The following is a 23,806-nucleotide window of genomic DNA, read 5'->3' as shown; positions in this document are numbered from 1 at the left end:
GTTCTGGCGTCCGTTGGGATGACCGTGCTTCAACTGATCCAGCGCGAGTTTTCAGAGGAAACGGCGCTGGAACCCAAGCGACTTGTTGACCAGGAATCCATCTATCCGCCCCCTCCTGAACTATTCATCGAGCGATTCACAGACGATTCATCGAACGATTCACATCCGCACATCCGTCGGTGCGGGCGCAAACCAAATCCGTCGCCCGCCAGGGCAATCGGCGCGCCGGGCAGATGCGCCGGTGGCCGACGAGGCCGCACCACCATGAGAAGATGCCGCTCCGCCCAATGGCATCCATGCGATCGCGCGCGCCGCACCCTGCGGCGTCTGATGCGCCCCTCAAAGCTCCGATGAAAGCACCCCCGCGTCTCCAATCCCTGATCGAGGAAGGCCTGATCGACACCGTCGTGCGTCAGCTGATGAGCGGCAAGGAGGCGCTGGTCTACGTGGTGCGCTGCGGCGACGAGACCCGCTGCGCCAAGGTCTACAAGGAAGCGACGCAGCGCAGCTTCCGCCAGGCCGTCGACTACACCGAGAACCGCAAGACCAAGAACAGCCGCCAGGCCCGCGCCATGGCCAAGGGCACGAAATTCGGCCGGCAGGCCCAGGAAGCCGCCTGGCAGAACGCCGAGGTCGACGCGCTCTACCGCCTGGCCGGCGCCGGCGTGCGCGTGCCGCGGCCGTACAACTTCATGGACGGCGTGCTGCTGATGGAACTCGTCGTGGACGAGAACGGCGATGCGGCGCCGCGTCTGAACGACGCGATGTTCACCGCCGAGGAAGCCCGCACGCACCACCAGAGCCTGCTGACCGAAGTGGTACGCATGCTCGGCGCGGGCGTGGTCCACGGCGACCTGTCCGAATTCAACATCCTGCTGGCCAGCGACGGCCCGGTCATCATCGACCTGCCGCAGGCCGTGGATGCCGCCGGCAACAACCACGCCAAGCGCATGCTGCTGCGCGACGTCAACAACCTGCGCGACTTCTTCGGCGGCTTCGCCCCGGACCTGCTGAGCACCGATTACGGCCACGAGATCTGGGCCTTGTACGAGAGCGGCAGCCTCACCCCCGACACGCCGCTGACCGGCCGCTTCAAGCATGCGACGGGCCCGGTGGACCTCGGCGAGGTGATCCGCGAAATCGACGACGCGGTGGACGAGGAAGCCGCGCGGCGCCTGCGGATGCTCAATTCCTAGCTCAGTTCCTAGCTCAATTCCTCGATGAATTCCTAGCGAGCCCGCAGCGAGGCCACGATCGCATCCCGCATCGGGAACAGGTGGTCGTTGCCGTTGAACTCCGCGTCCGGGCTGTTGCCGGTATGCACGATCACGACCTTTGCGACCGGGTCAACGAAGAAGTTCTGACCGTTGGTGCCCCACGCGAAGGAGCGCCCGCCCGCCGTCTGCGGGATCCAGACATGCAGGCCGTAGAACGGCACACTCGCGGGCTGGGGCTTGTCCTTGCGCAGCGCGGTCATCTGCGCGATCCAGGCTTGGGGAACGACCTGGCGCCCGCCCACCCGGCCGAGGTTCATGATCAATTGCCCCAACCGCGCGTAGTCCCGCAAGGTCGCGACGAACTGGCCCTGCACGCCCTCCTGCCCCGCCCGGTTCTTGATCCAGTAGGCGGGGGACTCGGCGCCCATCGGTCCCCACAGATGCGTGGACAGGTACTCGGTGTTGCTCACGCCGGTGCGCGCGCTCAGCATCAGGCCGAGCACGGCCGTCACCGCGCCGTTGTAGTTGAAGACCTTGCCGGCGGGATCCTTGTCCTTCTTGCCCGCCAAGTAGACGCGCATGTCGGTGAAGGGCTCGATCATCGGATTCGTGGTCTGGTTGTCCGAGGCCTCGCCGGGCCGGAACGAATTCTTCAGCGCCACGCCCGAATTCATGCGCAACAGGTCCTCGACGCTGTCGTCGGCGAAGGCACTGTCGCGGAAGTCCGGCAACACCGCCGCCACGTGCTCGTCGAGGGACAGTTTGCCCTCGTCGATCGCCATGCCGACCAGCAGCGCGAGCACGGTCTTGGACATCGACGCGGACAGCAGCGCCGTCGACGGCTTCGCCTGCTGCAGGTAGCGCTCGAACACGACCTGGCCCTCGTGCATCACCAGGAACCCGGTGGTGCAGAACTTCCCGAAGTAGTCCTCCAGCGGGACCGCCGTCGTCGAACCCCGCGGCTTGTAGGCCACCGCGCCCAAAGGCGTCCCTGCTGGCAAGACCTGCGGGACGGCGGCGGCCGGGGCCTCGTTGTGGAGGAAGCGCTTCTGGGGATCGACGTACACGCCCTGGCAGCCGGAGGCCGTCTGAGCGTGCGCCACGCCGGCCAGCGACACGATCAGGATCGCGATCACGTGATGCAGCGCGTGCTGCCGCTGCGGTGGGCAGGGTTGAAGCCGCATCATTTGTCCCGGTCGTAGCTGCCCGTGCCGATGTAGACCGAGCGGTTGTCGCCGTCGACGGGGAAGCTGAGCAGCCGCTCCTGGTGGCCGTCGTCGTACTCGAGCGTGATCGCGAAGCCGTTCAGCTGATACCGCCCGCGTCGGCTCGCGCCGTCGTCCTTGGTGCGCGTGCCGCTGCTGACGCCGACGTCCCCGAGCCCCGTGCCGACGGTGCTGCTGCCCGTGCTGCTGCTGCCCTTGCCGTCGCCGTGCGACGAGCCGGCGACCACCGTGCCCGTGATCGCCTGCAGGCTGCCGGTGCTGGAGACCGCGCTGAAGCTGCGCTCGAAGCGCCCGTCCTTCGTGAAGCGGATGCCCCGCGTGGCCGACGTGCCCCCGGTGATCATGCTGCCGGTGAAGCTGCGTCGGCTGAAGCTGCCCTCCAGCCGCGCGTCCTTGGGCCAGGGGCGGACCGCCTCGTGGCCCTCTGGCTTCCAGTCGCCGGCGGGACGGCCGTCGTCGTCCTGGGCCTGCATCGCGTAGCCCTTGCCGGCGCTCCGCCAGCGGCCCCAGCGCTGCGGCTCGAGCTGGCGCGACGCAGTGACGTCGAGCTGGTCCGGCGGCATCTCGGTGCGGCGATAGACGCTGCCGTCCCGCAGCAGGAAACGCACGTCCTCCTCCCAGCGGGTCCCGTTGAGGTTGTTGGCCTCGCCGTGGATCACGACGGCGGCCAGGTCCTTCTCGCCCAGCCCCTTGCCGGGTGCCGTCGTCACGCGCTGCAGCGACACCGTCTTGCGCGCGAGCGGCGTCTGCGCCAGCGGCGACGGCGTCAGCCCCGACGGATCGGTGACCAGCGCGGCGTCCGCGAGGTCCATCGACAGGCGGCTCAGCGAAGTGACGACACCGCGCAGGACGATCTCCCGGCCCACCCAGGACTCGGCGTTGAACTTCAGGTAGATGTTTTGCTCGCCGATCCGGTCGCCCTGCTCCTGCACGAGGGAGAAGTTCTCCGGACGGCGCAGGTCGCGGGCCACGCGGCCCTTGACGTAGACCAGCCCCAGTTTGCGCCGGGCGGCCTCCTCGGAGATCACGAGCCAGTTGCCGCGCTGCTCCGTCAGGGCGATCACCTGGCTGGGCAGCAAGACCTGCCCCCGGGCGGGCTCGACGGCGACCGGCAGCGGGGTGACCGGCATCACCAGATTGGCCTGCACGATCGCACGGGCCACGGCACCCGCCTGCGGATAGTTGGCGGTGACGTCCTTGCCGCCGCCCTGCCACTCGCGGGCCAGCGTGACGCAGGCCTGCGGGTCGCCCAGCACGCGCTGGCGCATGGGCTCGACGAGTTTTTCCCAGGGCGCATCGGCGTTGCGCCGCTGCATCATGCGGGTGAGCACCACCCGCATCGGGGCGATCTGGTAGCGGCCGCGCCAGGCGATCCAGGCCTCGCGCATCGACGGGACGGAGGCCGCGCCGAGGTCCTGGCAGGCGTCGATCGCGGTTTCGGACATCACGTCGAAACTCACGGCCTCGACGAGCTGGCTCATGGCGGCGGAGTCGGTGAGCAGGCTCTTCGCATCGGGCGCGGCGTGGGCAGGGAGGGCGATCAGCGCCAGGACGCTGGTGGCCCAGGCGGTGCAGGCGACAGCGGCGGTGCAGGCGGTGTACGCGGTACGGGCCGCCGCCTCGGATCGGAGAGAGGGGAAACGCATGCGATCGGATCCGGATATTCGGAGGACCGCATGCTGCCCGACCGCGCCATTCCCGGCCACAGCCCGGACGGGGAAGCGTCCGTCAGGGACTTGACGTGCCGCCGCGGATCATTCCGTGTGGATCGACGCGTCGCAGCGCACCGGGAAGTTCAGCGAGTTGGCGATGAAGCACTGCTCGTGCGCCTCGTGGTGGAGACGTCCGGCGAGCTCCACGTCGTCGCCCGCGCGCACGGTGACGCGCGGCCGCAGGACGATCTGCGTGAAACGGCCCTTCGCGCCTTCCACCATGGTGCCTTCGGCCTCGTCCACGTAGGCGAGCACGGCGATGCCGGCTTCGGCGCAGAGGTGCAGGTACCAGAGCTTGTGGCAGGCGCTGGTGGACGCCACCAGCAGGTCCTCGGGATTCCAGCGGGTCTTGTCGCCGAGGAAGGCCGGGTCGGACGATCCCGGGATCGGCGGCTTGCCCGCCGACTCGATCGCATGGTCGCGGCGGTAGGCCTTGTAGCCGGAGGTGCCGGTGCCCTGGTTGCCGGTCCACGTCACGGTGACCGGGTAGTGGTGTTCGCGATGTGCCATCGTGAGTTGCTCCTGAAAACCTTCTATTCACCGACGACGATGTCGCCGTCCTGGGTTCCTGACAGCGCAGCGAGGTAGGCCAACTCCAAGCTGCGCGTGAAAGCCGGTGTGTCGAACAGCGCAGCCGAATCGCGATTTTCCTGGAGGCGATTCCGAAGTTCCCGGTACCTGCCCCCATCGATCGCAAGCGCCACCGCGGTGTCGATGTACTCGTCCTGCGTGGCGACCACCAGGTCCGGCATGCCCACGGCATAGAGCAGGCTGGACGCCATGCGGCCGGCGAAGGACCGCCCCGCCTGCGTCAACACCGGCAGGCCCATCCACAGGGCATCGCTGGCCGTCGTGCCAGCGTTGTAGGGCAGCGTGTCGAGGAAGAGATCCGCCGACGCGAGGCGCGCGAGATAGGTCTCGCGATCGCAACGATCCGCGAAGACGAGGCGAGCCGGATCGAGACCCAATCCATCGGCGTGGCTCCGGAGGTTGCGGATGGCCTCGTCCTCCTCCGCCAGCAGCCAGAGCACCGAGCCTGGCACGCGCTCCAGGATCCGCGCCCACGCCGCAAACATCGACGGCGTCAGCTTCGCCGGGTTGTTGAAGCAGCAGAACACGAATGCGTCCCGGGGCAGCCCGGCGGCGGCGCGCTGCTCATCGGCCGCCGGTCTCGGACGCTGGCGATCATTGGCCTGGTACGACGGCAGCACCAGCAGCCGCTCGTCGATGAAGCCGCGCGTGCGCTCGTCGACGAGATGCCGGTCCGCGACGACGTAGTCGTACAGCGCCGAACCCGATGTCCCGAGATATCCGAGGTAGAGCACCTGCACCGGCGCGATACGGCTCGCGAAGATCGCGCTGCGGGCGTGGTCGGTGTAGCCCGTCAGATCGATGGCGATATCGATCGACAGCTCGCGGCAGATCCGGACGATCTGCTCGTCGGACTGATGCTGGACATCGATGAACGCATCGACGCCAGCGCGCAGCCGCTGCTGCATCGGATCCTCGCTGGGGTTGCCGTAGTTGATGATCGCGACGTCGAAGACTTGCCGGTCATGCAGCGCCAGCACCTCCGCGATCAGGTACGCGACGGGGTGGCTGTGGAAGTCGCGCGAGACATAGGCGATGCGGATCTTGCGACCCGCGGGGAAGCCCAACGTTCGTTCGACCTGCCGAGGTTTCGGCAGAGTCTGTGCTACCCAGGTCCTTGCCGCCCTCTGCTGCAACGCCGGATCGTCCGTCAGGTGCTGGACGATCAACGGTTGCGCGGTGGGCTCGCCCGTTGCGACGGCCGTCAGGAGCGCCGCTGGCGCTGCGCGAGGCCGCGCCAGTCGAAGATGTGCATCGCGGCGTACAGCCTCAGACCTGCGAGCCACGCCGTGCGCGGAGCCAGCTTGATCGCCGCGTCGAAGTCCGCAACCGCCCTCGAGAACCGCCTGGCCCGCAGATGCAGGTTCGCGCGGTTCTGACGTGGCGCGGCAAAGCGCGCGTCCGACTCGATCGCGTTGCTGAAGGCTTCCAGCGCGCCGTCCAGCGATCCGGCCTTGCAAAGCGCCAATCCCTTGAGGTTCTGCGCGATGGCGAAGCCCGGGGCACTGCGATCGAATCGATCCGCCAGGTGAATGGCCGCGTCCAGGGCGCCCGTGGCGATCGTCTGATCGATCAGCTCCAGCCTGAAGGTCTCGCGCTCGGGATCGTTCGCGATGGCGAGCTCGATGGCCATCAGCGCCGAGTCCGTGGCGCCGATGTCCCGGTAGGCCAGACTCAGGCCGTGAAAGGCCTTCGCATAGCTCGGCTTGAGGCCGATGGCCCGTTCGAAGGCGGCGATGGCGTCTTCGGACCGTCCGAGCTCGCGCAGCGCCACACCCCAGTTGTGGAAGAGCACGTCATCCTGGCTGCCCGTCTTGGCCAGGGCGCGGTAACTCGCCGCCGCGTCCGCCCAGCGGCCCTGATCGACCAGCGCGTCGGCGGCCTGCCGCCCGCTGACATGCCGTTCCTTCCTCTTGCTCAACGCGGAACTCCCCGAAGCTGGTGCGGGAATCATAGGGGCCCGCCCTGCAGCCGCCACGGACACCCATGGCCAGCAGCCAAACAAGCGAACGCTATAAGCACCTGCGCATCCCTTCGTAGCCGAACGCCGCCAACCGGGCGATCCTGACGTCGACCTTTGCCGTGTGCTCTACCGAGCATCTTCAAGCCCGGGAGTCCCGCCTCCCGGGCTCTTTCTCGTTCCCAGACCGTTCCTCCATCGACATGGCCACCCGACGCTCCACCCTCCTCGGACTCACCGCCGCGGCGACCGCCGTCGTCGCCCTCCTCTTCTCCAGCGCGAGCCGCGCGGAGGACCTCATCAAGATCGCCGTGACCAACGGCCCGCATGCGCAGATCGCCGAGGTCGCGAAGAAAATCGCCGCACGCGATGGCCTGACGCTGCAGATCGTCGAGTTCTCCGACTACGTGCAGCCCAACGCGGCGCTCGACGCCGGGGACGTGCAGGCCAACAGCTATCAGCACCTGCCTTTCCTGCAGTCGCAGATCCAGGCACGCGGCTACCAGCTCAGCGCCGTCGGCGTCACCGTCACCGCGCCGCTGGGCTTCTACTCGAAGCGCATCCGGCGGCTCGATCAACTCGCGACCGGCGCCCGTGTCGCCATCCCGAACGACCCGACCAACAGCGGCCGCGCGCTGCAGCTGCTGCACAAGGCCGGCGTCCTGAAGCTCAAGCCTGGCGCGGGCATCTCGGCCACGACGCTCGACATCGCCGAGAACCCGCGCAAGCTGCAGATCATCCAGGTCGACGCGGCCCAACTGCCGCGCACGCTGGACGACGTCGACGCCAGCGCGATCAACACGAACTTTGCGGTGCAGGCAGGCCTCGTCCCCAAACGCGATGCGATCGCGATCGAGGACGCCAAGAGCCCCTACGCCAATCTCATCGTCGTGAGGACACAGGACAAGGACCGCCCCTGGGTGCCGAAGCTGGTCCGCGCCTTCCAGTCGCCCGAGGTCCGGCAGTTCGTGGCCGAGCGCTTCGCCGATTCGCTGGTCGCGGCGTTCTGAACACCGGACCCAGCCGGAAACCTGAACAGCGGGCACGCGTCCCGCCGCCGATCCAGCGCCTGACGATCCCCCGCCGCCCGCGCGGGACCATCGGCCAGGAGGGAGATCGACCGGATCGCGGCGCATGCGCGCGCCAGCGCTCCGCCGTTCGTGAATGCGAATAGGGAATACGACGGATCAGTCGTATTCTTCAATGCGATCAATCCATCGCATTAAGTCGTCGTCTGAGCATCCGCTCCAGGCGGCGACGCCCGATTCCCCTCTTCACATACGACCATGAATCGCTCCATCGACGCATCGCGCGGCGACGCCTCCGGGCCGTCGGGCGCCGACATCTTCCTGCGGCTGCTGCCGCTGACACTGACCGTCTTCATCGGCTTCCTCACCATCGGCCTCCAGTTGCCCGTCCTCCCCCTGCACGTGCACCACACGCTGGGCATGGACGAGCTGGTGGTCGGCCTTGTCATCGGCTCGCAGTTCGCGGCGGCGCTGCTGTCCCGCGCCTGGGCCGGCAACTTCGCCGATCTCCGCGGCACCGATCGCGCCGTCCGGCTCGGCCTGGCACTTGCGGCCGCGTCGGGCGTCGTCTACCTGGTCTCGCTGATCTTCCCGACACGACCCTCGCTCGCGGTCTGGGTGCTGGTCGCGGGACGCCTCGTGCTCGCGGTCGGCGAGAGCCTCCTGGTCACCGGCGCGATGGGCTGGGGCATCGGCCTCGTCGGGCCGCGGAACGCCGGCAAGGTGATGGCTTGGATCGGCACGGCCATCTACGGCGCCTATGCGGTCGGCGCCCCGCTGGGCGTCGCCCTGAACGCCAGCCGCGGCTTCGCCGGCCTCTGCGCCGCCGTGGTGGTGATCCCGTTCCTGGGCCTGCTCGTCGTCACCCGCGCGCCCGTCGTGCCGCCCGCGGCCAGCCGCAGGACGCCGTTCTACGCCGTGCTCGCCGCCGTCAGCGGCCCCGGGCTGGGCCTGGCCCTGTGCAGCGCCGGTTTCGGCGCGATCACGGCCTTCATCGCCCTGCTCTTCGTCTCCAAACAATGGGGCGACGCGTCGCTCGCCTTCACGGCTTTCGGCGTCGCCTTCATCGGCGCGCGCGTCCTCTTCAGCCACCTGCCCGACAAGATCGGCGGTGCCAAGGTGGCGCTCGTCTGCGTGCTCCTCGAGGCCGTCGGCCTGCTGGTGATCTGGCAGGCGGACAGTCCCTCCGTCGCCTACGCGGGCGCGGCCCTGACGGCATTCGGCTATTCGCTCGCCTTCCCCGGATTCGGCGTGGAAGCCGTGCGTCGCGCTCCGCCGCAGGCACGCAGCCTGGCCATGGGCGCGTACGTCGCCTTCCTCGACGTCTCGCTGGGCCTGCTCAGTCCGGCGGCGGGTGCGCTCGCGCGGGCCTATTCGGTCGACGCGGTCTACCTGGCCGCCGCGGTGACCGTCGCAGCGTCCGCGCTGGTGGCGCTGGCCCTGCTGGTGGCCAGACCCCGCGACGCCCTCATGCCGGCCGGCGGCGGCTGAGCTTCACCTTCGGCGCCGCCTTCAGGCTGCCGATGTAGGCGCAGAGCATGTCCGCCAGGGCCCCCGCATAGGCCTTGATCTCGGCCGCCGTCCTCGGACTGGCCGAGAAGTCGTGCCCCACCGCGCTCAAGGTCGTGAGGATCAGGTCGCCCGCCAATGCGCGCGCCGCGACCTCCGCGTCGGGCACGGCCTCCTCCATGAAGGCCTGCATCGTCAGCGTCACTTCCGACCGGGCCGCCTGCGACTCCGGCGCATCGCGGTACAGCGGCGCCGCGTCATTGAGCGCCACGCGCATCCCCGCCTCTTCGCACTCGGACTTGAGGAAGGCCAGGACCAGCACCCGCAGCCGCTCCAGCGGCGGCCGCTTCCGGTCCTCCAGGATCCGTCGGAGGGTCGCCGTGGTCGCCTGCCACTCGTCGGTCTGAAGCCGGAACAGGATCGCCGCCTTGTTCGGGAAGTACTGGTAGACGGATCCCACGCTGACACCGGCCCGTTCCGCGACCCGCGCGGTCGTGAAGCGCGCGGCGCCTTCCGTCTCCAGAACCTGAATGGCCGCCTGAAGGATGGCGGCCACGAGGTCGGTCGAACGGGCCTGCTGAGGCAGCTTCCGGGAGGAGATCTGGGGCGGTTTGCGGGTGGACATGGCGAGGCGGCGGTGGCGGCTGGAATGCGAATAGCGAATGTGACGGATCAATCGTATTCTAAAAACACGACGGATTGATCGTATTCGACACCGGGGCGCGGAGCCGCCCTCCACCTCACCTCACCTCACCTCACCTCACCTCACCTCACCTCACCTCACCTCACCTCACCTCACCTCATCATGACCTCACTGAGCACCTCGACCACGACGACATTGACCACGGCGCCCCTGGCGCCGCTCCTGACCCGCCTGTTCGCGCAGGCCGAAGCGGCGACCAGCCCCGCGGCGGCCGCCATCCCGCGCGCCGAACGCGAGCGCCTCATGCGCAGCAAGACGGAGTACCTGGCCTTCTACGGCCAGCTGAAGGACCTCTGGCTGCCGGTGTCGCCGCAGACCGGCCGGCTCCTCTATCTGCTGGCCCGGCATGCCAAGGCGCGGCACGTCGTCGAGTTCGGCACGTCCTTCGGACTGTCGACGCTGCATCTCGCCGCGGCGCTGCGCGACAACGGCGGCGGGCTGCTGATCACCACGGAGTTCGAGCCGTCCAAGGTGACCCAGGCACGCGCGCACGTGGCCGAGGCCGGCCTGGGCGACCTGGTGGACTTCCGCGCGGGTGACGCGCTGCAGACGCTGCGCGACGGGCTGCCGGCGTCGATCGACCTGCTGCTGCTCGACGGCGCGAAGGCCCTGTACGACGACGTGCTCGACCTGGTCGAGCCGCACCTGCGGCCCGGGGCGATCGTCATCGCCGACAACGTCGACTACAGCCCCGACTACCTGAAGCGCATCCGCGCTGCCGACGGCGGCTACCTGTCGCTGCCGTTCGGCGAGGACGTCGAGGTGTCGCTCCGGCTGGGCTGATCAAGGCCGCCGTCGAAGGCGGCCGTAGCTCGCCAGCAGCAGCGCACCGGCGGCGAGCACGGCGACGCCGACCACGGCCCCCGAGCTGACGTAGGCCACGCTGGCCCACAGCACGTACGTGCTGCAGCCGACGAACACCAGCGGCAGCACCGGGTACAGCGGCACGCGGAAGGGCCGCGGGTGGTCCGGCGCCTTGCGGCGCAGCACCAGCACCGCCAGGCCGCTGAGCGTCATGAAGAACCAGTACACCGGCGACAGGTAGTCGACCATGGTCGAGAAGCCGCCCCGCGTCGCCGCGCCGAACGCGACCAGCGCCAGGGCCATGCCGCTGGTCGCGATCACCGCGGCCGTGGGCGTGCCGCGGTCGGCGTCCCAGCGCGCGAGCTGCAGTTCCGCCGCCAGATCGCGCGCCGCCGCGTAGGTCGTTCGCGGCCCGGCGATCAGGATCGCGTTCATCACCGACAAGGCCGTCAGCGTCACCACGCCGACCATCGCCAGTTCCGCGCCGCGGCCGAAGACCACACGCATCGATTCGGCCGCCGGCGCCGCGCTCGCGGCCAGTCCGCCCATGCCGAGCACGCGCACGTAGGCCCAGTTGGCGAGCAGGTACAGCGCCGTCACCGTGCCCAGGCCCAGCAGCAGCGCGTGCACGATGCCGCGGCGCGGGTCCTTCATCTCGGCGGAGAGCGTGGCGGCGTCGCTCCAGCCCCCGTAGGCGAGGAAGACGAACACCATCGCCGTGCCCCAGGAGACCGTGGCGCCGTTCACCGCGCCGAGTGCGCCAGATCCGGCGTCGGACCCGGCGCCGGACGCGGCGGGTGCGACCGGTGCCAGTCCTTGCCATTGCTGCACGCCCGCGCTCATGCCGAGCAGCAACAGCCCGCCGATGACCAGCGTCGTCAGCCCGAGCTGTGTGCCCAGGCCGACGCGCACGCCCAGCAGGTTCAGTCCGGTGAGCGCGACGATGAGCCCGCCCGCCAGCCATGCGCTGACGGACTCGCCGAGCCACGGCGAGAGGTCGACCACCTGCGCCAGGTAGTCCCCGAACACGAAACCGAGCAAGGCCATCGAGCCGGTGTGGATCACCGCGAAGCGCGACCACGCGAACAGGAAGCCCAGCCGCGCGCCGAAGGCGCGTCGCAGGAAGTGGTAGTCGCCGCCGGCATCGGGGAAGGCGGCGGCCAGCTCCGCGAAGCACAGCCCGCCGACGAAGGACAGCACGCCGCCGAGCGCCCAGGCGAGGTAGAGCTGCTCCGGCGTCGCCAGGAACTGCGCCACCATCGGCGAGGTCTTGAAGATGCCCGCGCCGACCACCATGCCGATGCACAGCGCCATCGCGTGGCGGACGTCGAGGATGCGCAGTGGCTGCGCGCCGGCAACGGCGTCAGCGGGGTTGCCGGCGGGAACGGACGATGACATGAAGGGCGGAGGCTCGGGCGGGGGACGCGCGATGCTACCGGTGGTCAGCGAACTGAGCCACGAGTGCGTGGGGTAACTCCCGAGGAGCGCACGCAGGCGGTGCCGTTAGCGTGTCGTCCCATGCGAAGAATCCTATTCCTGAAGTTCGTCGCGGTCTCCGCGGCTACGCTGCTCACGGCTTGCGCCACAGAGCAGAAAAACACCCATGTCGAGAGCGGCTACACCCTCCCGGTTCCGGTCGACGGGATCGTGCTCGTCTACGAGGTCGCCGCCTTGACGACGGACAAGCCCCAGCCGGTGGACCGGATGAAGGCCTCGCGCGATCTGGTCCTCGAGAAGTTCCAGACGGCGGCGACGACCCGGATCCCGCAGCAGCTGAACGCGGCGGGCATCGCGCATGTCGTGGTGATCGAAACGCCCGGTGTCGCCTCGAAAGCCGTCGATGCGCCTGCCAGTTGGCGGCGTCTGCATGTCCGCGCCGCCAGCGCCGAGCAGACCTGCACAGGCTTGGGCTCCTGCTCGCTGCGACTGAAGGTCGCGACGCGGCTGATGGCCGTCGACGGCAAGACGACCATCTGGAGCACCGAGGTGGAAGAGCCCCAGATGGCGAGCTCGGTCATCTACGACGCGCGCTATCAGGAGCTGGCCGGACACGTGGGTACGGCCATCCTCGGGGCGGTGACGCGCAAGCGGTGATGACGAGGATCATCCGGCGGTTGTGAAGATGCTGGAACGCTCACCGCAAGCGGCGATCGAATTCGACCGCATGCAGCTGCATTTACAGCGTGGCTCGTGCGCCTGAGCGGAAGCCCCGCCACGCCACTCGCGCCAGCACCGCCACGAACAGCACGGCCACCGCGTCGAGCACGACGAGCTCCATGCCAGGCCCGGTCCGCCTGGCCAGGTCGGTGGATTGGCCGAAGTGCGCAGCGCCGATGCCGTAGGCCTCGACGAAGCTCATCGCCGTGAACCAGCTCGCCGCCGCCGCGATCCCGATGGCCAGGACCGTGGCCGCGCTGGCCATGAAGTAACTCCTCTTCCGAGGGACGGTGGCGGTCACGCGTTCTTCGCTCGCGCCCGCCGCAGAAACTGCCTGCATGTTCAATCCTCCAATTGCTCCAGGAGGCGTTGTATGCGAGTGACCGGCGCTGGTGGACCGCCGTGTCGCGAGCTGCGGATGGAGCGGTTGAACGGCCCCGTGCGGCGATCAGCCGGAAGCCGACGCCCGCTTCGCCGGCGCATCCGGCGCATCCGGAGCCACCGGCCACAGCGCATCGACGGGCCGCTCTAGCACCCGCGCCGCTGCAGGATGAAACACCGACGGGTCCAGTCGTCCCTTCGCAGCAGCGTCGGCGAGCCAGCGTTCGATCGACCCGCCCTTCTCCGCCCAACGGTCCTGGCGCAGCAGCCCGTACAGACCCGCGGCGATCACGTGGACCCCGTCGTCCGACCTGCGCCAGCGGTCCGCCGGGTTGCGTGCCACGCCCAGCGCCTCGCTGATCATCTGGTCCAGCGCCTGGCACAGATCCTCGTCCATCAGTCCTTTCAGCGTCGTGTAACCCCAGCGCGGATCGTGCTCGCGCACGATCTTCGCGATCAACGGATCGCGGTCGAACGCGGCAAGCGCCCCGGTCGCGGCCGGGCCGTCCATCGGCATCGGCGGATGGAGCATCTCGTGCGCGGCAATGCGCACCGTGGTCGCGGTGTCGTAGTCGGCCGCCTGCAGGAAGGTCTGCCCCTGCACCTTGATGCCGTGCGGCTTGGAGAACTGAAGCAGCACGATCTGGATCTCCGGTTCGAAGCGGCGACCGGTCAGCTTCTCCTGCCAGGAGATCACGTCGAAGCCGGCCAGTGCGCGCCCCACTTCCGCGATGCGACGGTCCAGGTCCTCGCCGATCCGCTCCTTGCGGAAGGCCGCGAACCCGGCGCGCTGCATCGCGCTGAAGATCGCGTCGATTCGGGGCGCCGCGCGGTCGAACCAGGCCCAGTCCTCTTCGCTCCAATAACTGCTGGCCTTGTAGCTCGGCAGGATGGAGCTCTCCCGTGACCGGAGCGCGGCCAGCAGCGTGGCGATCGTCGCGTCGTGGCCGTTGGCCGAGAACAGCACCTGCAGGTTGGGACCGAGCAGGCCGAAGCCGTCCTTGGTCGCCTCGTTCCACAACCGCGCCACGTCGCCGCTTACCGCCTCGGGCAGGCGCGGCGCGAAGGCGTCGGCGTCGTCGCCATAGAAATCGAGGTAGAGCCGCGTGCCCGACAACGGCCCGAGGAAGGCGATCGCATCGAAGCCTTCGGACGCCCGCACCCGCCATCGCGTGCGATTGGGCCGGGTCTGGGCGCCGACGGGCTCGACGGCAAGCAGGGACGCCATCGACGCGATCAGCGGCGTGTTGAGGAAGAGTCGTCGTTGCATGCCTGGATGCTAGGCATGCCGTGCCTTCCCTTCTTGAACGGACTTAACCCAGCCAGTACTTCGGTGTCCGGCCGGTCAGCGCCACGATGGCGCGCGTCAGGTGGGCCTGGTCGGCGAAGCCGGTCTCTGCGGCGAGCATCGCCATCGATCCCTGCCAGTCCGGCAGACGGCGCAGCGCCTGCAGCGTTCGCTGCTCCAGGCGGTAGCGCTTCGGGCTGGTGCCATAGGCGCGGTGGAAGCCCCGGCTGAGCGACTGCGGCGCGATGCCCATGGTGTCGGCCCATTCGGCGAGCCCGAGATCCGGATCGGCGGAGAGCGCCGCGGCCAGCAGGTCCGGCCAATCGTCCAGTCGCACGGCGAGCGGTCGAAACATCCGGTGCAGCAGTCGCGCGGCCTCGGCGGGGTCGCGCTCGGCGAGCCGGGCGACCGCATCGGCATCGTCGACCTGCCCGAACGCCTCGCGGATGTCGCGCCCGGACACCGGCAGATTCAGCACCCGTGCGCCGATGCCGAAGAACTCGTTCCGATGCGATTCGTGCTCGCCATGGAACACGGCCTGGCCGGCCTCGACGCGCAGCCGTCCCCGGTCACCCGCCTCCACGTAGCCGCCCGTGAGCACGAGCGCGACATAGCCCTCGCCGTGGCGGTGACGCGCCATCTGCTCGAAGGCGTGGTGAACGGAGATCGCTGTCGTCACTCGTTCACCCTCTCTCCGAGGTCGACTCGTACAGACCGGGCAAGTAGCGCTCCATCAGCGTCGCCGGCTTCAGCGGCGGCGTGAAGCCGAACGGCGCGTAGAGCCCGTGCGCGTCTCCCGTGGCGAGCGTGAATCGCCGGAGTCCGTGCAGATCGGGATGAGACATCACAGCATCCATCAGGCGCTTGCTGTGCCCCCGGCCGCGATGCGTCGGGAGGACGAAGACATCGACCAGGTTCGCGAAGGTCGAGAAGTCCGAGATCACCCGCGCGAACGCGACCTGGCGCCCGTCGATGTAACCACCGAAGCACAGCGAGTGCGCGATGGAGCGCTCGACGACCTGACGCGGGACGCCGCGAGCCCAGGACGATTCGTTCGCGAGGAACGCGTGGATGAGATCGACGTCGAGATCGGACTTGTCGACGGAGATGTGCAGCTCGCCCGCGGCGGCGCGGGCCGGCCGCTCGCTCCCGGGCTTTTTGCCGGACTCATGCTCGCGCTTGGTCACGGCCGAGATCCGGCGTCCCGCCAGCGGATGGATATCCAGGCTGCCGTACATGCTGGCCACTTCACTGATGACCACCTGGTAGCCCTTGAGCCAGCGCTCGTGCTGCTGCTTGGCCCGCAGATGCAGCGGATGCCTCATCAACTGGCGCAACGCGTCCATCGACTCCCAGTAGTACACGTTGGTGATGAGCCCCAGCGCGGGGTTCTCCCAGCTCTCCTCGCCGAGGTAGCCCGGGATGGCCTTGGCCATCTCCGCGATGGCGTTGTCCAGTGCATGGAAGTCGGCGTCGTACTCGCCCTTGTAGAACGTGAAGGTGGAAGTGAACACGGGGAGATTCGGAAGGGCGGGTTGAAGGGAACGATGATTTCAACATCAATCCCGAATTGCGCAGGCCGCCAACCTGTGTTCTTGGGCATGATCGCCCTGGTTCCGGCGACGACATTCCTGAAAGAGAGCCCCATGGCCAAGTACCTGATCTCCTTCCCCAGCGCCGCGATGGTCGTCCCCGATGGCGACTGGGACGCGGTGGTCCGCGACTCGCATGCCGTGATCGAGGAGGCCAAGGTCGCCGGCGTCTACGTCTTCGGCGGCGGCATCGACGAAAGCGTCCCGCCCGTGCTCGTCTCGGCCGACGGCACCGTCGCCGAAGGCGGTTATCCGTGGGCGCCCTCGCTCAACGGGGGATTCACGGTGCTGGAGCTGCCCACGCGCGAGGCCGCCGTCGACTGGGCCGCGCGCATCGCCGAGGCCTGTCGCTGCCAACAGGAGCTGCGCGTGTTCTTCTTCGACCCGGCGTCCTGACGCGACCTTGGCGTCGCCCCGGTCTGACTCCCTTTCCCGCTTGCGGGAGAGGGGGCAGGAAAGCCGTTCAGGCCACCGCCAGGTGCACCGCCTCCGCCAGCGCATCCACGCGGAAGGGCTTCTTCAGGATGGAGCGCGCGCCCAGCACCTGGCCGACCTTGTCCATGTCGGCATACCCGGTCGCCAGGATGATCGGGATCGTGGGCCAGGCGTCCTGCACGCGGCGGATCAGCTCCCCGCCGTTCATGCCCGGCATCACGTAGTCGACGATCAGCAGGCTCGGCTGGCGACGGTCCAGCGTCAGCAAGGCCTCCGCGCCGTTCGACACCGCCGTCACCTGATGCCCCAGCAGCTCCAAGCTCTGCACGATGGAATGGCGCACCTCGTCGTCGTCTTCCACCACCAGGATCTCCTGCGGCGGCGTGACCAGGCTCGAACGGTCTGCCTCGGCGTCCTCCGCCAGCGCCTCCGTGGCCAGCGGGAAGCTGAGGTGGACCTGCGTCCCCTGCCCGGGCGCGCTCTCGATGCTCACCTGCCCGCCCGACTGCTTCGCGAAGCCGTACACCTGCGCCAGGCCCAGACCGGTGCCGCTGCCCATCGCCTTCGTGGTGAAGAAGGGCTCGAAGACGCGCTCGATGATCGAGGGTGGGATGCCGGCCCCGTTGTCGGCCACCGTGACCCGCAGCCCGGGCACGACCTGACCCTCGCGCTCCCAGTCGATCTCCCGCGTCGAGATCAGGATGGCGCCCCCTTCCTTCATCGCGTCGCGCGCGTTGAGGGCCAGGTTGAGGACCGCCATCTCCAGCTGGTTGGGATCCAGCCGCACGACCGGCCGCGGATGGTCCAGCGACAGGTCGATGCGCACGCGCGATCCGACCGAGGTCAGCAGCAGTTCCTGCATGCCGTTGATCGACGCATGCACGTCGGTGGCCTGCGGCACCAGCGACTGGTTGCGGGCGAAGGACAGCAGCTGTTCGGTCAATCGCGCGCCGCGCTTCACCGTGCGGCGCGCACTTTCCACGATCCGGCCGGCCGGCGACGGACAGTCCAGACGCGCCAGCAGGTCCAGGTTGGTGCCGATGACGTGCAGCAGGTTGTTGAAGTCGTGGGCGATGCCGCCGGTCAGATGCCCCATCGCCTCCATCTTCTGGACCTGCAGCAGCGCCGCCTGCGCCCGCTCGCGCTCGGCGATCTCGTTCATGAGCCGGTTGTTGGCCGTCGAGAGCTCCCGCGTGCGCCGATCGATGCGGTCCTCGAGCTCCCGGTTGAGGCGCTCCACCGCGTCGTGCGCGACCGCCAGCTCGGCGAGCATCGCCCGGTTCGCGTACTGCCTCGCGCGGGCGCGCACCGCCGCCTCCACCGCGCTGTGCAGGGTGTCGGGGCTCAGCGGCCGCTCCAGCAGGATGACGTTGCCCATGAGGTGCAGCGACGTCGCCGCGCCGGGCGCGCGCCGGCCGGTGCGCTTGCTGGTCAGGACGACGAAGGGGAAGTCCGACCACGGGGGCTGGGCGCCCAGCCACCGGTGCATCGGGCTCCCGGGGGCGATGGACAGGGCTTCCTCGGTCACCACCGCCGCGGCGGCGCCGTCACTCAGCGCGGTCAGCAGCTGCTCGGGGGTATGGACGGGATGGGCCGGGGCGAGGCCCGACACCACCTCGGCGATCACTTGCGCATCCCGGCCGAACGGCGCCAGGACGATCACGCGGGATTCGAATGCGCTCGTCATTCAGCGGCGCGACGGCAAATCGTCGCTGTCGCTCAGGAGGGCGACCTCCCCGGCGTAGCGCGAGATGCCGGACACCACCCCTTCGAAGTCGGTCAGCGCCACGCCGATCTCCACGCCCTGCTCGCCGAGGCGGAATTCGTGGATGGTGCTGGCGTGCTTGCTGGTGCGGCTCTTCGCCACCGAGACCGCCTTGAGCAGGTTGCCGCGCGCCTCGAAGTAGCGGAACAGCACGACCGCGTCGCTGAGGTAGCTGAGGTCGATGTCGATGCGTCCCTGGCCGAGGATGCCGTGCTGCCCCAGCACCAGGATGGTCATCACGCCGCGCTGGTTGAGGTAGGTCAGCAGTTCATGCATCTGCAGCATCAGGAACTTGCCGCCCGGCATCGCTTGCAGATAGGCGTTGAGGCTGTCGATCACCACGGTGCGGGCGCCGTCCTCCTCGACCGACCGCCGCACGCGCGCGGCGAATTCACCGGCGGTGACCTCTGCCGGATCCAGCGCGTTGAGCAGGAACTGCTCGTCGTCGATGTAGCCCTGCAGGTCGTAGCCCAGCGTCTTCGCGCGCGGCAGCAAGGTCCCCAGGCCTTCGTCGAACAGGTAGTAGGCGGCCCGCTCGCCGCGCCGCAGCGCCGCGTGGACGCAGGCGATGGCGGTGGTGGTCTTGCCGACCCCCGACGGTCCGACGAACAGGGTGTTGCTGCCGCGGGCCAGGCCGCCGCCCAGCGCGTCGTCGAAGGCGGCGTTCCCGGTGCTGACGTTCTCGGGCCGGAACACCTTGTGGTGCTCGGCCGCGACCAGGCGCGGGAACACCTCCAGGCCGCCGGTCTTGAGCGTGAAGTCGTGCTCCCCGCTGCGGAAGCCGATGCCCCGCATCTTGGCCACGCGCAGGAAGCGCTTGTCCGCGCCGTATTCGCCCACGACCTGCTGCAGCCACACGACCCCGTGGGCGATGCTGCGCAGCTGCATGTCGCCGGTGGAGGCGCTGAGGTCGTCCAGCATCAGCACCGTGCAGTCGTGCCGGGCGAAGAAGTGCTTGAGCGCCAGCACCTGGCGCCGGTAGCGCAGCGGGTCCTGCGCGAGCAGGCGCATCTCCGACAGGCTGTCGAAGACGACGCGCTTCGGACGGTTCGCCTCGATGCGCGCCATCACGCCCTGGACCGTCTGGTTCAGCTCCAGCTCGGCGGGATGGATGATGGTCTGCTCCGCCTCCGGACCCAGCTGATCCGGGCTGACCAGCTCGAAGACCTCGAGGCCGGCCGCGTCGAGGTCCCAGCCGTGCGAGCGGGCGACCTCCTTCAATTCGTTGCCGGTCTCGGACAGCGTGACGTACAGCCCGGATTCCCCGACGGCCAGGCCGGCCAGCAGGAAGTGGATGCCGAGCGTGGTCTTGCCGGTGCCCGGCTCGCCTTCGAAGAGATAAAGGTGGCCCTGGGGCAGTCCCCCCTGGAGGATGTCATCCAGGCCGGAGATGCCAGTGGAGCAGCGCGTGTTGGACATGAGCAAGGCGTTGGGAGCGGGAAACGGGAAACGGGCGGTCTCGCCAAGCGCCTGGGGGACGGTCTGGAGAGGTCGGGATGCCGCGCCGTGGCAATCGGCGCTCCCGCCCGGGTTGCCGCCGGGGATGCCAGCCTGCGACCGCGTGCAATGGGCGTTGACAATGGTTCATCGACCACATTGCCGGAAACTCCCCATGACCGCTAACGATTCGCCCGCCTCCCCCATTGTCTCCGTGCAGCCGCTCGGCATGCCCTGGGAGACGCTCGACCCCTTCCTGTTCTGCGTCCACCACGACGACGCCTATCCGCGCGGCAACGGCCGCTACGGACCGGACGCGTCGCTGCTGGCGGGCCGGAAGATGGGCTCGGACTTCTCGCGCCAGGACGGCTGGAGCATGTACCACGGGGAGCAGGTGCCGGGCTTCCCGGCGCATCCGCACCGCGGTTTCGAGACCGTGACCATCGTCCGCAAGGGCCGCATCGACCATGCGGACTCGCTGGGGGCCGGCGCGCGCTTCGGCGGCGGCGACGTGCAGTGGCTGACGGCCGGCAAGGGCATCGTCCACGCGGAGATGTTCCCCCTGCTGCACACCGATCGGCCCAATCCGCTGGAGCTGTTCCAGATCTGGCTCAACCTGCCGGCGGACAGCAAGATGGTGGAGCCGCACTTCACGATGTTCTGGTCGCAGGACATCCCGCGGCACACCTTCGTCGATGAAGCGGGACGCGCGACCGAGGTGGTGGTGATCGCCGGGGAGCTGCCGGGCGCCGGCAACGGCAACGGCAACGGCAACGGAAATGGCCACGGCAACGGCCATGCCGGCGCGGCCAAGCCGCTCGCGCCGCCGCCGGACTCCTGGGGTTCGCGCCAGCATTCGGACCTGGCGATGTGGACGCTGCGCCTGGAAGCGGGCGCGACATGGACCCTGCCCGCGGCGCTGGGCGATGGCACGCGGCGCAAGCTGTACTTCTTCGCCGGCAGCCAGATCACCATCGAGGGTCAGGTCGTGCCGGTCAGGTCCTCCATCGAAGTGCGCGCGGGCGCCACGGTCGTGCTGATCAACGGCGACGAACCCGGCGAGCTGCTGATGCTGCAAGGCCGTCCCATCGGGGAGCCCGTGGCGCAGTACGGTCCCTTCGTCATGAACACCGAGCAGGAGCTGCGCCAGGCGTTCGAGGACTACCGCCGCACGGAATTCGGCGGCTGGCCCTGGCCGGATGCCGCGCCGGTGCATGGCGACGACAGCGACCGCTTCGCCCGACACGCCAACGGGCGGACGGAGCGGCCGGCATCGCGCGACTGAATCGTCCCGGTCAAGGCGACGGAACAACGCCTGACCCCCTGATGGAGGGACACGTTTCCGCCCGCCCTTCGCCTGGCGCTTGGCGACTGGCGAATGGCGAATGGCGAATGGCGAATGGCGAATGGCGAATGACCGGTTCATTTGATTTTCGGCATTTCAGCGCATACCACCTTGTTCACCTGTCTTTTGCGGAGAACCGAATCAAAGGTTCATGCAAGACTGCTTGCCGTCACGGCCCAAGAGATCTCCAAGACAAAGCATACGCAGTACGTCATCCGCGTCAACGGATGAGGCGATGCACCTCAAGTGATCCGGGCCGACCGACTCAAACCATTGGACATAGGGGATGACTCATGGGTGACAGTCTTTGTCTGAGCCGCGCGCGGCCGTCTTTCACTGCCGTTGCGGAGCGCACCGTGCGTCGGCAGCGACAGCTTCCGCGCTTGAACCTGCTGTACCTCGCGGTACTCGGCGCCATCGGCGCCATCGGCGCGCCACCCGGCGCGGCCCAGGCGCAGACCACCCTGGACTTCTCCACCGGCTGGACCGGCATCGGCAACAACGTCACCTACCAGACGACGGCGTTCACGACGTTCAGCAAGGGCACGCCGTTCACCTTGACGCCGCCGACCGGTCAGGGCATGTGGCGGCTGTCGCCGGTCAGTGCGACCATCAACGGGGCCTCCGCCGCAGACACCGCGCTGGGGCTGAGCAACGGGACCGTCGACGCGCTGCTCAATCACAACCCGAATTTCGCCGGCAGCGTCACCAACTTCTCGGTGCTGACGCAGACGATGACGCTCAACGCCGGGACGTATTCGTTCGCGTGGGCACTCAACGTCACCGATCCTGGCTATAACGATGGCGCCCTCTTCTCGGTGTCGGGCAACGGGCTGCAGTACCTCGAGTCACTGGCCCGGGCCGGCGGTGCGGGGGACACCACCGGTCCGTCCCCGAACACCTATGTGGCCTATGGCTTCGACCCGGGCGACGGCGTCACGCCCTGGCTCACCACGACCTTCAACATCGCGACGACGGGGACCTACAAGGTCAGCTTCGCGGACTACAACTGGAACGACCTCGCCGTCCCGCCGAACTTCTTCCTGGCCAACACCATCGGGACCTACACAGGCGATCCGCTGGCGGGCACCAACGCACCGCCCGCCACGCCGGACATCACGTCGGGCACGGTGACCGGCTCCGATCTGGTGAACGGCGCCGTCAATCCGGTGTTCGACGGCGGCACCCTGCGGGCCGACGTCAACAACGCCGTCTACAGCACCAACCTCGCGATCAAGGGCGCCGGCGGCACGATCGACCAGAACGGATTGAGTTCGACCTTCAGTGGCGTGCTGTCCGACCAGACGCCTGGCACGCCGGGCGCGATGAGCTTCGTCAACACCGGCGCGAACGGTGGGTCGATCACGCTGACGGGCGTCAATACCTATACCGGCCAGACGACGATCGGCAGCGGCGCCACGCTGGCGCTGGCCGGCGCCGGCAGCATCGCGACCTCGAGCCGGCTGGTGAACAACGGCCTGTTTGACATCTCCACGACCACCGCCGGCGCCTCGCTGATCAGCCTGGCGGGCACGGGGACCGTGGCGCTCGGCGGGCAAGTCCTGACCCTGACCAATGCCGCGGACACCTTCGGCGGCGTCATCGGCGGCAGCGGCGGAGTGACCGTCGCCGGCGGCACGCAGACGCTGTCCGGCGTCAACACCTTCACCGGCGCCACCTCGGTCGCCAGCGGCGCGACCCTGGCGCTGTCAGGCACGGGCAGCATCGCGGCGTCCAGCGGGCTTGCCAACGACGGCAGCTTCGACATCTCCGCGACGACGGCTGGCGCGACGCTGCAGAGCCTGACCGGCAGCGGCACGGTCGCTTTGGGCGCTCAGACCCTGACGCTGGCCAACGCCAGCGGCGGCTTTGCAGGCGCGATCGGCGGCAGCGGCGGTCTGACCGTCGCCGGCGGCACGCAGACGCTTTCCGGCATCAACAGCTTCACCGGCGCCACGTCGGTCGCCAGCGGCGCGACTCTGGCACTGACAGGCACCGGCAGCATCGGCACGTCCAGCGGACTCGCCAACGACGGCAGCTTCGACATCTCCGGAACGACGGCAGGCGCAACGCTGACGAGCCTGGCCGGCAGCGGCACGGTCGCTTTGGGCGCTCAGACCCTGACGCTGGCCAACGCCAGCGGCGGCTTTGCAGGCGCGATCGGCGGCAGCGGCGGTCTGACCGTCGCCGGCGGCACGCAGACGCTTTCCGGCATCAACAGCTTCACCGGCGCCACGTCGGTCGCCAGCGGCGCGACTCTGGCACTGACAGGCACCGGCAGCATCGGCGCATCCAGCGGGCTCGCGAACGACGGCACGTTCGACATCTCCGCGACAACGGCAGGCGCGACGCTGACGAGCTTGACGGGCGGCGGCACGGTCGCCCTGGGCGCTCAGACGCTGACGCTGGTCAACGCCAGCGGCGGCTATGCGGGCACGCTCGGCGGCAGCGGCGGTCTGGCGGTCGCCGGCGGCTCGCAGTCGCTGTCCGGCGTCCACACCTTCACCGGCGCCACATCGGTCGCCAGCGGCGCGACCTTGGCACTGACGGGCACGGGCAGCATCGCCGCGTCCAGCGGACTCGCGAACGACGGCACGTTCGACATCTCCGCGACAACGGCAGGCGCGACGCTGACGAGCTTGACGGGCGGCGGCAC

General features: G+C 69.0%; 21 protein-coding genes and 1 pseudogene. 8 read left to right on the top strand and 14 right to left on the bottom strand.

Annotation, left to right across the window (positions count from 1 at the left end; all coding sequences use genetic code 11):
• Nucleotides 1–350: 350 nt before the first annotated feature.
• Nucleotides 351–1,196, top strand: coding sequence for a PA4780 family RIO1-like protein kinase (locus AC07O8_RS22740; RefSeq protein WP_495050210.1), 846 nt, complete (start codon nt 351–353; stop codon nt 1,194–1,196).
• 32 nt (nt 1,197–1,228) lie between these two features.
• On the opposite strand, the gene AC07O8_RS22735 is transcribed toward AC07O8_RS22740, so the two are convergent.
• From AC07O8_RS22735 to AC07O8_RS22715, 5 genes are all read right to left on the bottom strand, one after another.
• A complete protein-coding gene (locus AC07O8_RS22735) occupies nt 1,229–2,401 on the bottom strand; it encodes a serine hydrolase domain-containing protein (RefSeq protein ID WP_495050209.1) in 1,173 nt (390 codons plus the stop codon).
• A complete protein-coding gene (locus AC07O8_RS22730) occupies nt 2,401–4,089 on the bottom strand; it encodes a hypothetical protein (protein WP_495050208.1) in 1,689 nt (562 codons plus the stop codon). Before AC07O8_RS22730 ends, AC07O8_RS22735 begins: the two co-directional genes overlap by 1 nt.
• Nucleotides 4,090–4,197: 108 nt before the next feature.
• On the bottom strand, nt 4,198–4,665 hold the full coding sequence (locus AC07O8_RS22725) for an OsmC family protein (protein WP_495050207.1): 468 nt from the start codon (nt 4,663–4,665) through the stop codon (nt 4,198–4,200).
• Between the two features lie 23 nt (nt 4,666–4,688).
• Nucleotides 4,689–5,813, bottom strand: coding sequence for an O-linked N-acetylglucosamine transferase, SPINDLY family protein (locus AC07O8_RS22720; RefSeq protein ID WP_495050206.1), 1,125 nt, complete (start codon nt 5,811–5,813; stop codon nt 4,689–4,691).
• Nucleotides 5,814–5,950: 137 nt separating this feature from the next.
• Nucleotides 5,951–6,667, bottom strand: a complete 717-nt coding sequence (locus AC07O8_RS22715) for a tetratricopeptide repeat protein (RefSeq protein WP_495050205.1) — start codon at nt 6,665–6,667, stop codon at nt 5,951–5,953.
• 242 nt (nt 6,668–6,909) lie between these two features.
• On the opposite strand from AC07O8_RS22715, the gene AC07O8_RS22710 reads away from it, so the two are divergent.
• Together AC07O8_RS22710 and AC07O8_RS22705 are read left to right on the top strand one after the other, a co-directional pair.
• Nucleotides 6,910–7,716 carry a MetQ/NlpA family ABC transporter substrate-binding protein gene (locus AC07O8_RS22710; RefSeq protein WP_495050204.1) on the top strand — a complete coding sequence of 269 codons (807 nt, stop codon included), beginning with the start codon at nt 6,910–6,912 and terminating at the stop codon, nt 7,714–7,716.
• Nucleotides 7,717–7,992: 276 nt separating this feature from the next.
• The gene (locus tag AC07O8_RS22705) at nt 7,993–9,225 is read left to right on the top strand and encodes an arabinose transporter (protein ID WP_495050203.1); all 1,233 of its coding nucleotides are present in this window, start codon (nt 7,993–7,995) and stop codon (nt 9,223–9,225) included.
• On the opposite strand, the gene AC07O8_RS22700 is transcribed toward AC07O8_RS22705, so the two are convergent.
• Nucleotides 9,203–9,868: a TetR/AcrR family transcriptional regulator gene (locus AC07O8_RS22700; RefSeq protein ID WP_495050202.1), complete on the bottom strand. Its 666-nt coding sequence runs from the start codon at nt 9,866–9,868 to the stop codon at nt 9,203–9,205. The genes AC07O8_RS22705 and AC07O8_RS22700 overlap by 23 nt on opposite strands.
• A gap of 180 nt (nt 9,869–10,048) precedes the next feature.
• Here AC07O8_RS22700 and AC07O8_RS22695 point away from each other — a divergent pair, with 180 nt between their 5' ends.
• The gene (locus AC07O8_RS22695) at nt 10,049–10,729 is read left to right on the top strand and encodes an O-methyltransferase (RefSeq protein WP_495050201.1); all 681 of its coding nucleotides are present in this window, start codon (nt 10,049–10,051) and stop codon (nt 10,727–10,729) included.
• On the opposite strand, the gene AC07O8_RS22690 is transcribed toward AC07O8_RS22695, so the two are convergent.
• Nucleotides 10,730–12,148 carry an APC family permease gene (locus AC07O8_RS22690; RefSeq protein ID WP_495050200.1) on the bottom strand — a complete coding sequence of 473 codons (1,419 nt, stop codon included), beginning with the start codon at nt 12,146–12,148 and terminating at the stop codon, nt 10,730–10,732.
• A gap of 120 nt (nt 12,149–12,268) precedes the next feature.
• On the opposite strand from AC07O8_RS22690, the gene AC07O8_RS22685 reads away from it, so the two are divergent.
• Complete coding sequence (locus AC07O8_RS22685; RefSeq protein WP_495050199.1) at nt 12,269–12,844, top strand: hypothetical protein; 576 nt, start codon at nt 12,269–12,271, stop codon at nt 12,842–12,844.
• Between the two features lie 82 nt (nt 12,845–12,926).
• On the opposite strand, the gene AC07O8_RS22680 is transcribed toward AC07O8_RS22685, so the two are convergent.
• From AC07O8_RS22680 to AC07O8_RS22660, 5 genes and pseudogenes are all read right to left on the bottom strand, one after another.
• Nucleotides 12,927–13,247: a hypothetical protein gene (locus AC07O8_RS22680; RefSeq protein ID WP_495050198.1), complete on the bottom strand. Its 321-nt coding sequence runs from the start codon at nt 13,245–13,247 to the stop codon at nt 12,927–12,929.
• A 108-nt stretch (nt 13,248–13,355) separates the two neighbouring features.
• Nucleotides 13,356–14,558: a hypothetical protein gene (locus AC07O8_RS22675; protein ID WP_495050197.1), complete on the bottom strand. Its 1,203-nt coding sequence runs from the start codon at nt 14,556–14,558 to the stop codon at nt 13,356–13,358.
• 43 nt (nt 14,559–14,601) lie between these two features.
• The gene (locus AC07O8_RS22670; protein WP_495050196.1) at nt 14,602–15,255 is read right to left on the bottom strand and encodes a helix-turn-helix domain-containing protein; all 654 of its coding nucleotides are present in this window, start codon (nt 15,253–15,255) and stop codon (nt 14,602–14,604) included.
• Nucleotides 15,256–15,259: 4 nt separating this feature from the next.
• On the bottom strand, nt 15,260–15,763 hold the full coding sequence (locus AC07O8_RS22665) for a GNAT family N-acetyltransferase (RefSeq protein ID WP_495050330.1): 504 nt from the start codon (nt 15,761–15,763) through the stop codon (nt 15,260–15,262).
• An 18-nt stretch (nt 15,764–15,781) separates the two neighbouring features.
• Nucleotides 15,782–16,090: pseudogene (locus AC07O8_RS22660) on the bottom strand (antibiotic biosynthesis monooxygenase family protein); the annotation flags it as partial.
• A gap of 132 nt (nt 16,091–16,222) precedes the next feature.
• Here AC07O8_RS22660 and AC07O8_RS22655 point away from each other — a divergent pair.
• Nucleotides 16,223–16,564: a YciI family protein gene (locus AC07O8_RS22655; protein ID WP_495050195.1), complete on the top strand. Its 342-nt coding sequence runs from the start codon at nt 16,223–16,225 to the stop codon at nt 16,562–16,564.
• 67 nt (nt 16,565–16,631) lie between these two features.
• Here the strand turns inward: AC07O8_RS22655 and AC07O8_RS22650 are convergent, their stop codons facing one another.
• A complete protein-coding gene (locus tag AC07O8_RS22650; protein WP_495050194.1) occupies nt 16,632–18,290 on the bottom strand; it encodes an ATP-binding protein in 1,659 nt (552 codons plus the stop codon).
• Nucleotides 18,291–19,787, bottom strand: a complete 1,497-nt coding sequence (locus AC07O8_RS22645) for an ATPase domain-containing protein (RefSeq protein ID WP_495050193.1) — start codon at nt 19,785–19,787, stop codon at nt 18,291–18,293. It abuts the gene before it with no gap.
• Nucleotides 19,788–19,980: 193 nt separating this feature from the next.
• On the opposite strand from AC07O8_RS22645, the gene AC07O8_RS22640 reads away from it, so the two are divergent.
• Both AC07O8_RS22640 and AC07O8_RS22635 read left to right on the top strand, forming a co-directional pair.
• The gene (locus AC07O8_RS22640) at nt 19,981–21,090 is read left to right on the top strand and encodes a pirin family protein (RefSeq protein WP_495050192.1); all 1,110 of its coding nucleotides are present in this window, start codon (nt 19,981–19,983) and stop codon (nt 21,088–21,090) included.
• Nucleotides 21,091–21,533: 443 nt separating this feature from the next.
• Nucleotides 21,534–23,806: beta strand repeat-containing protein (locus AC07O8_RS22635; RefSeq protein WP_495050191.1), on the top strand; the 2,273-nt coding region annotated here is incomplete at its 3' end.

Source organism: Roseateles sp. GW821-FHT09G09, from assembly GCF_059415965.1.
This window is presented reverse-complemented; position numbering and strand designations above follow the sequence as displayed.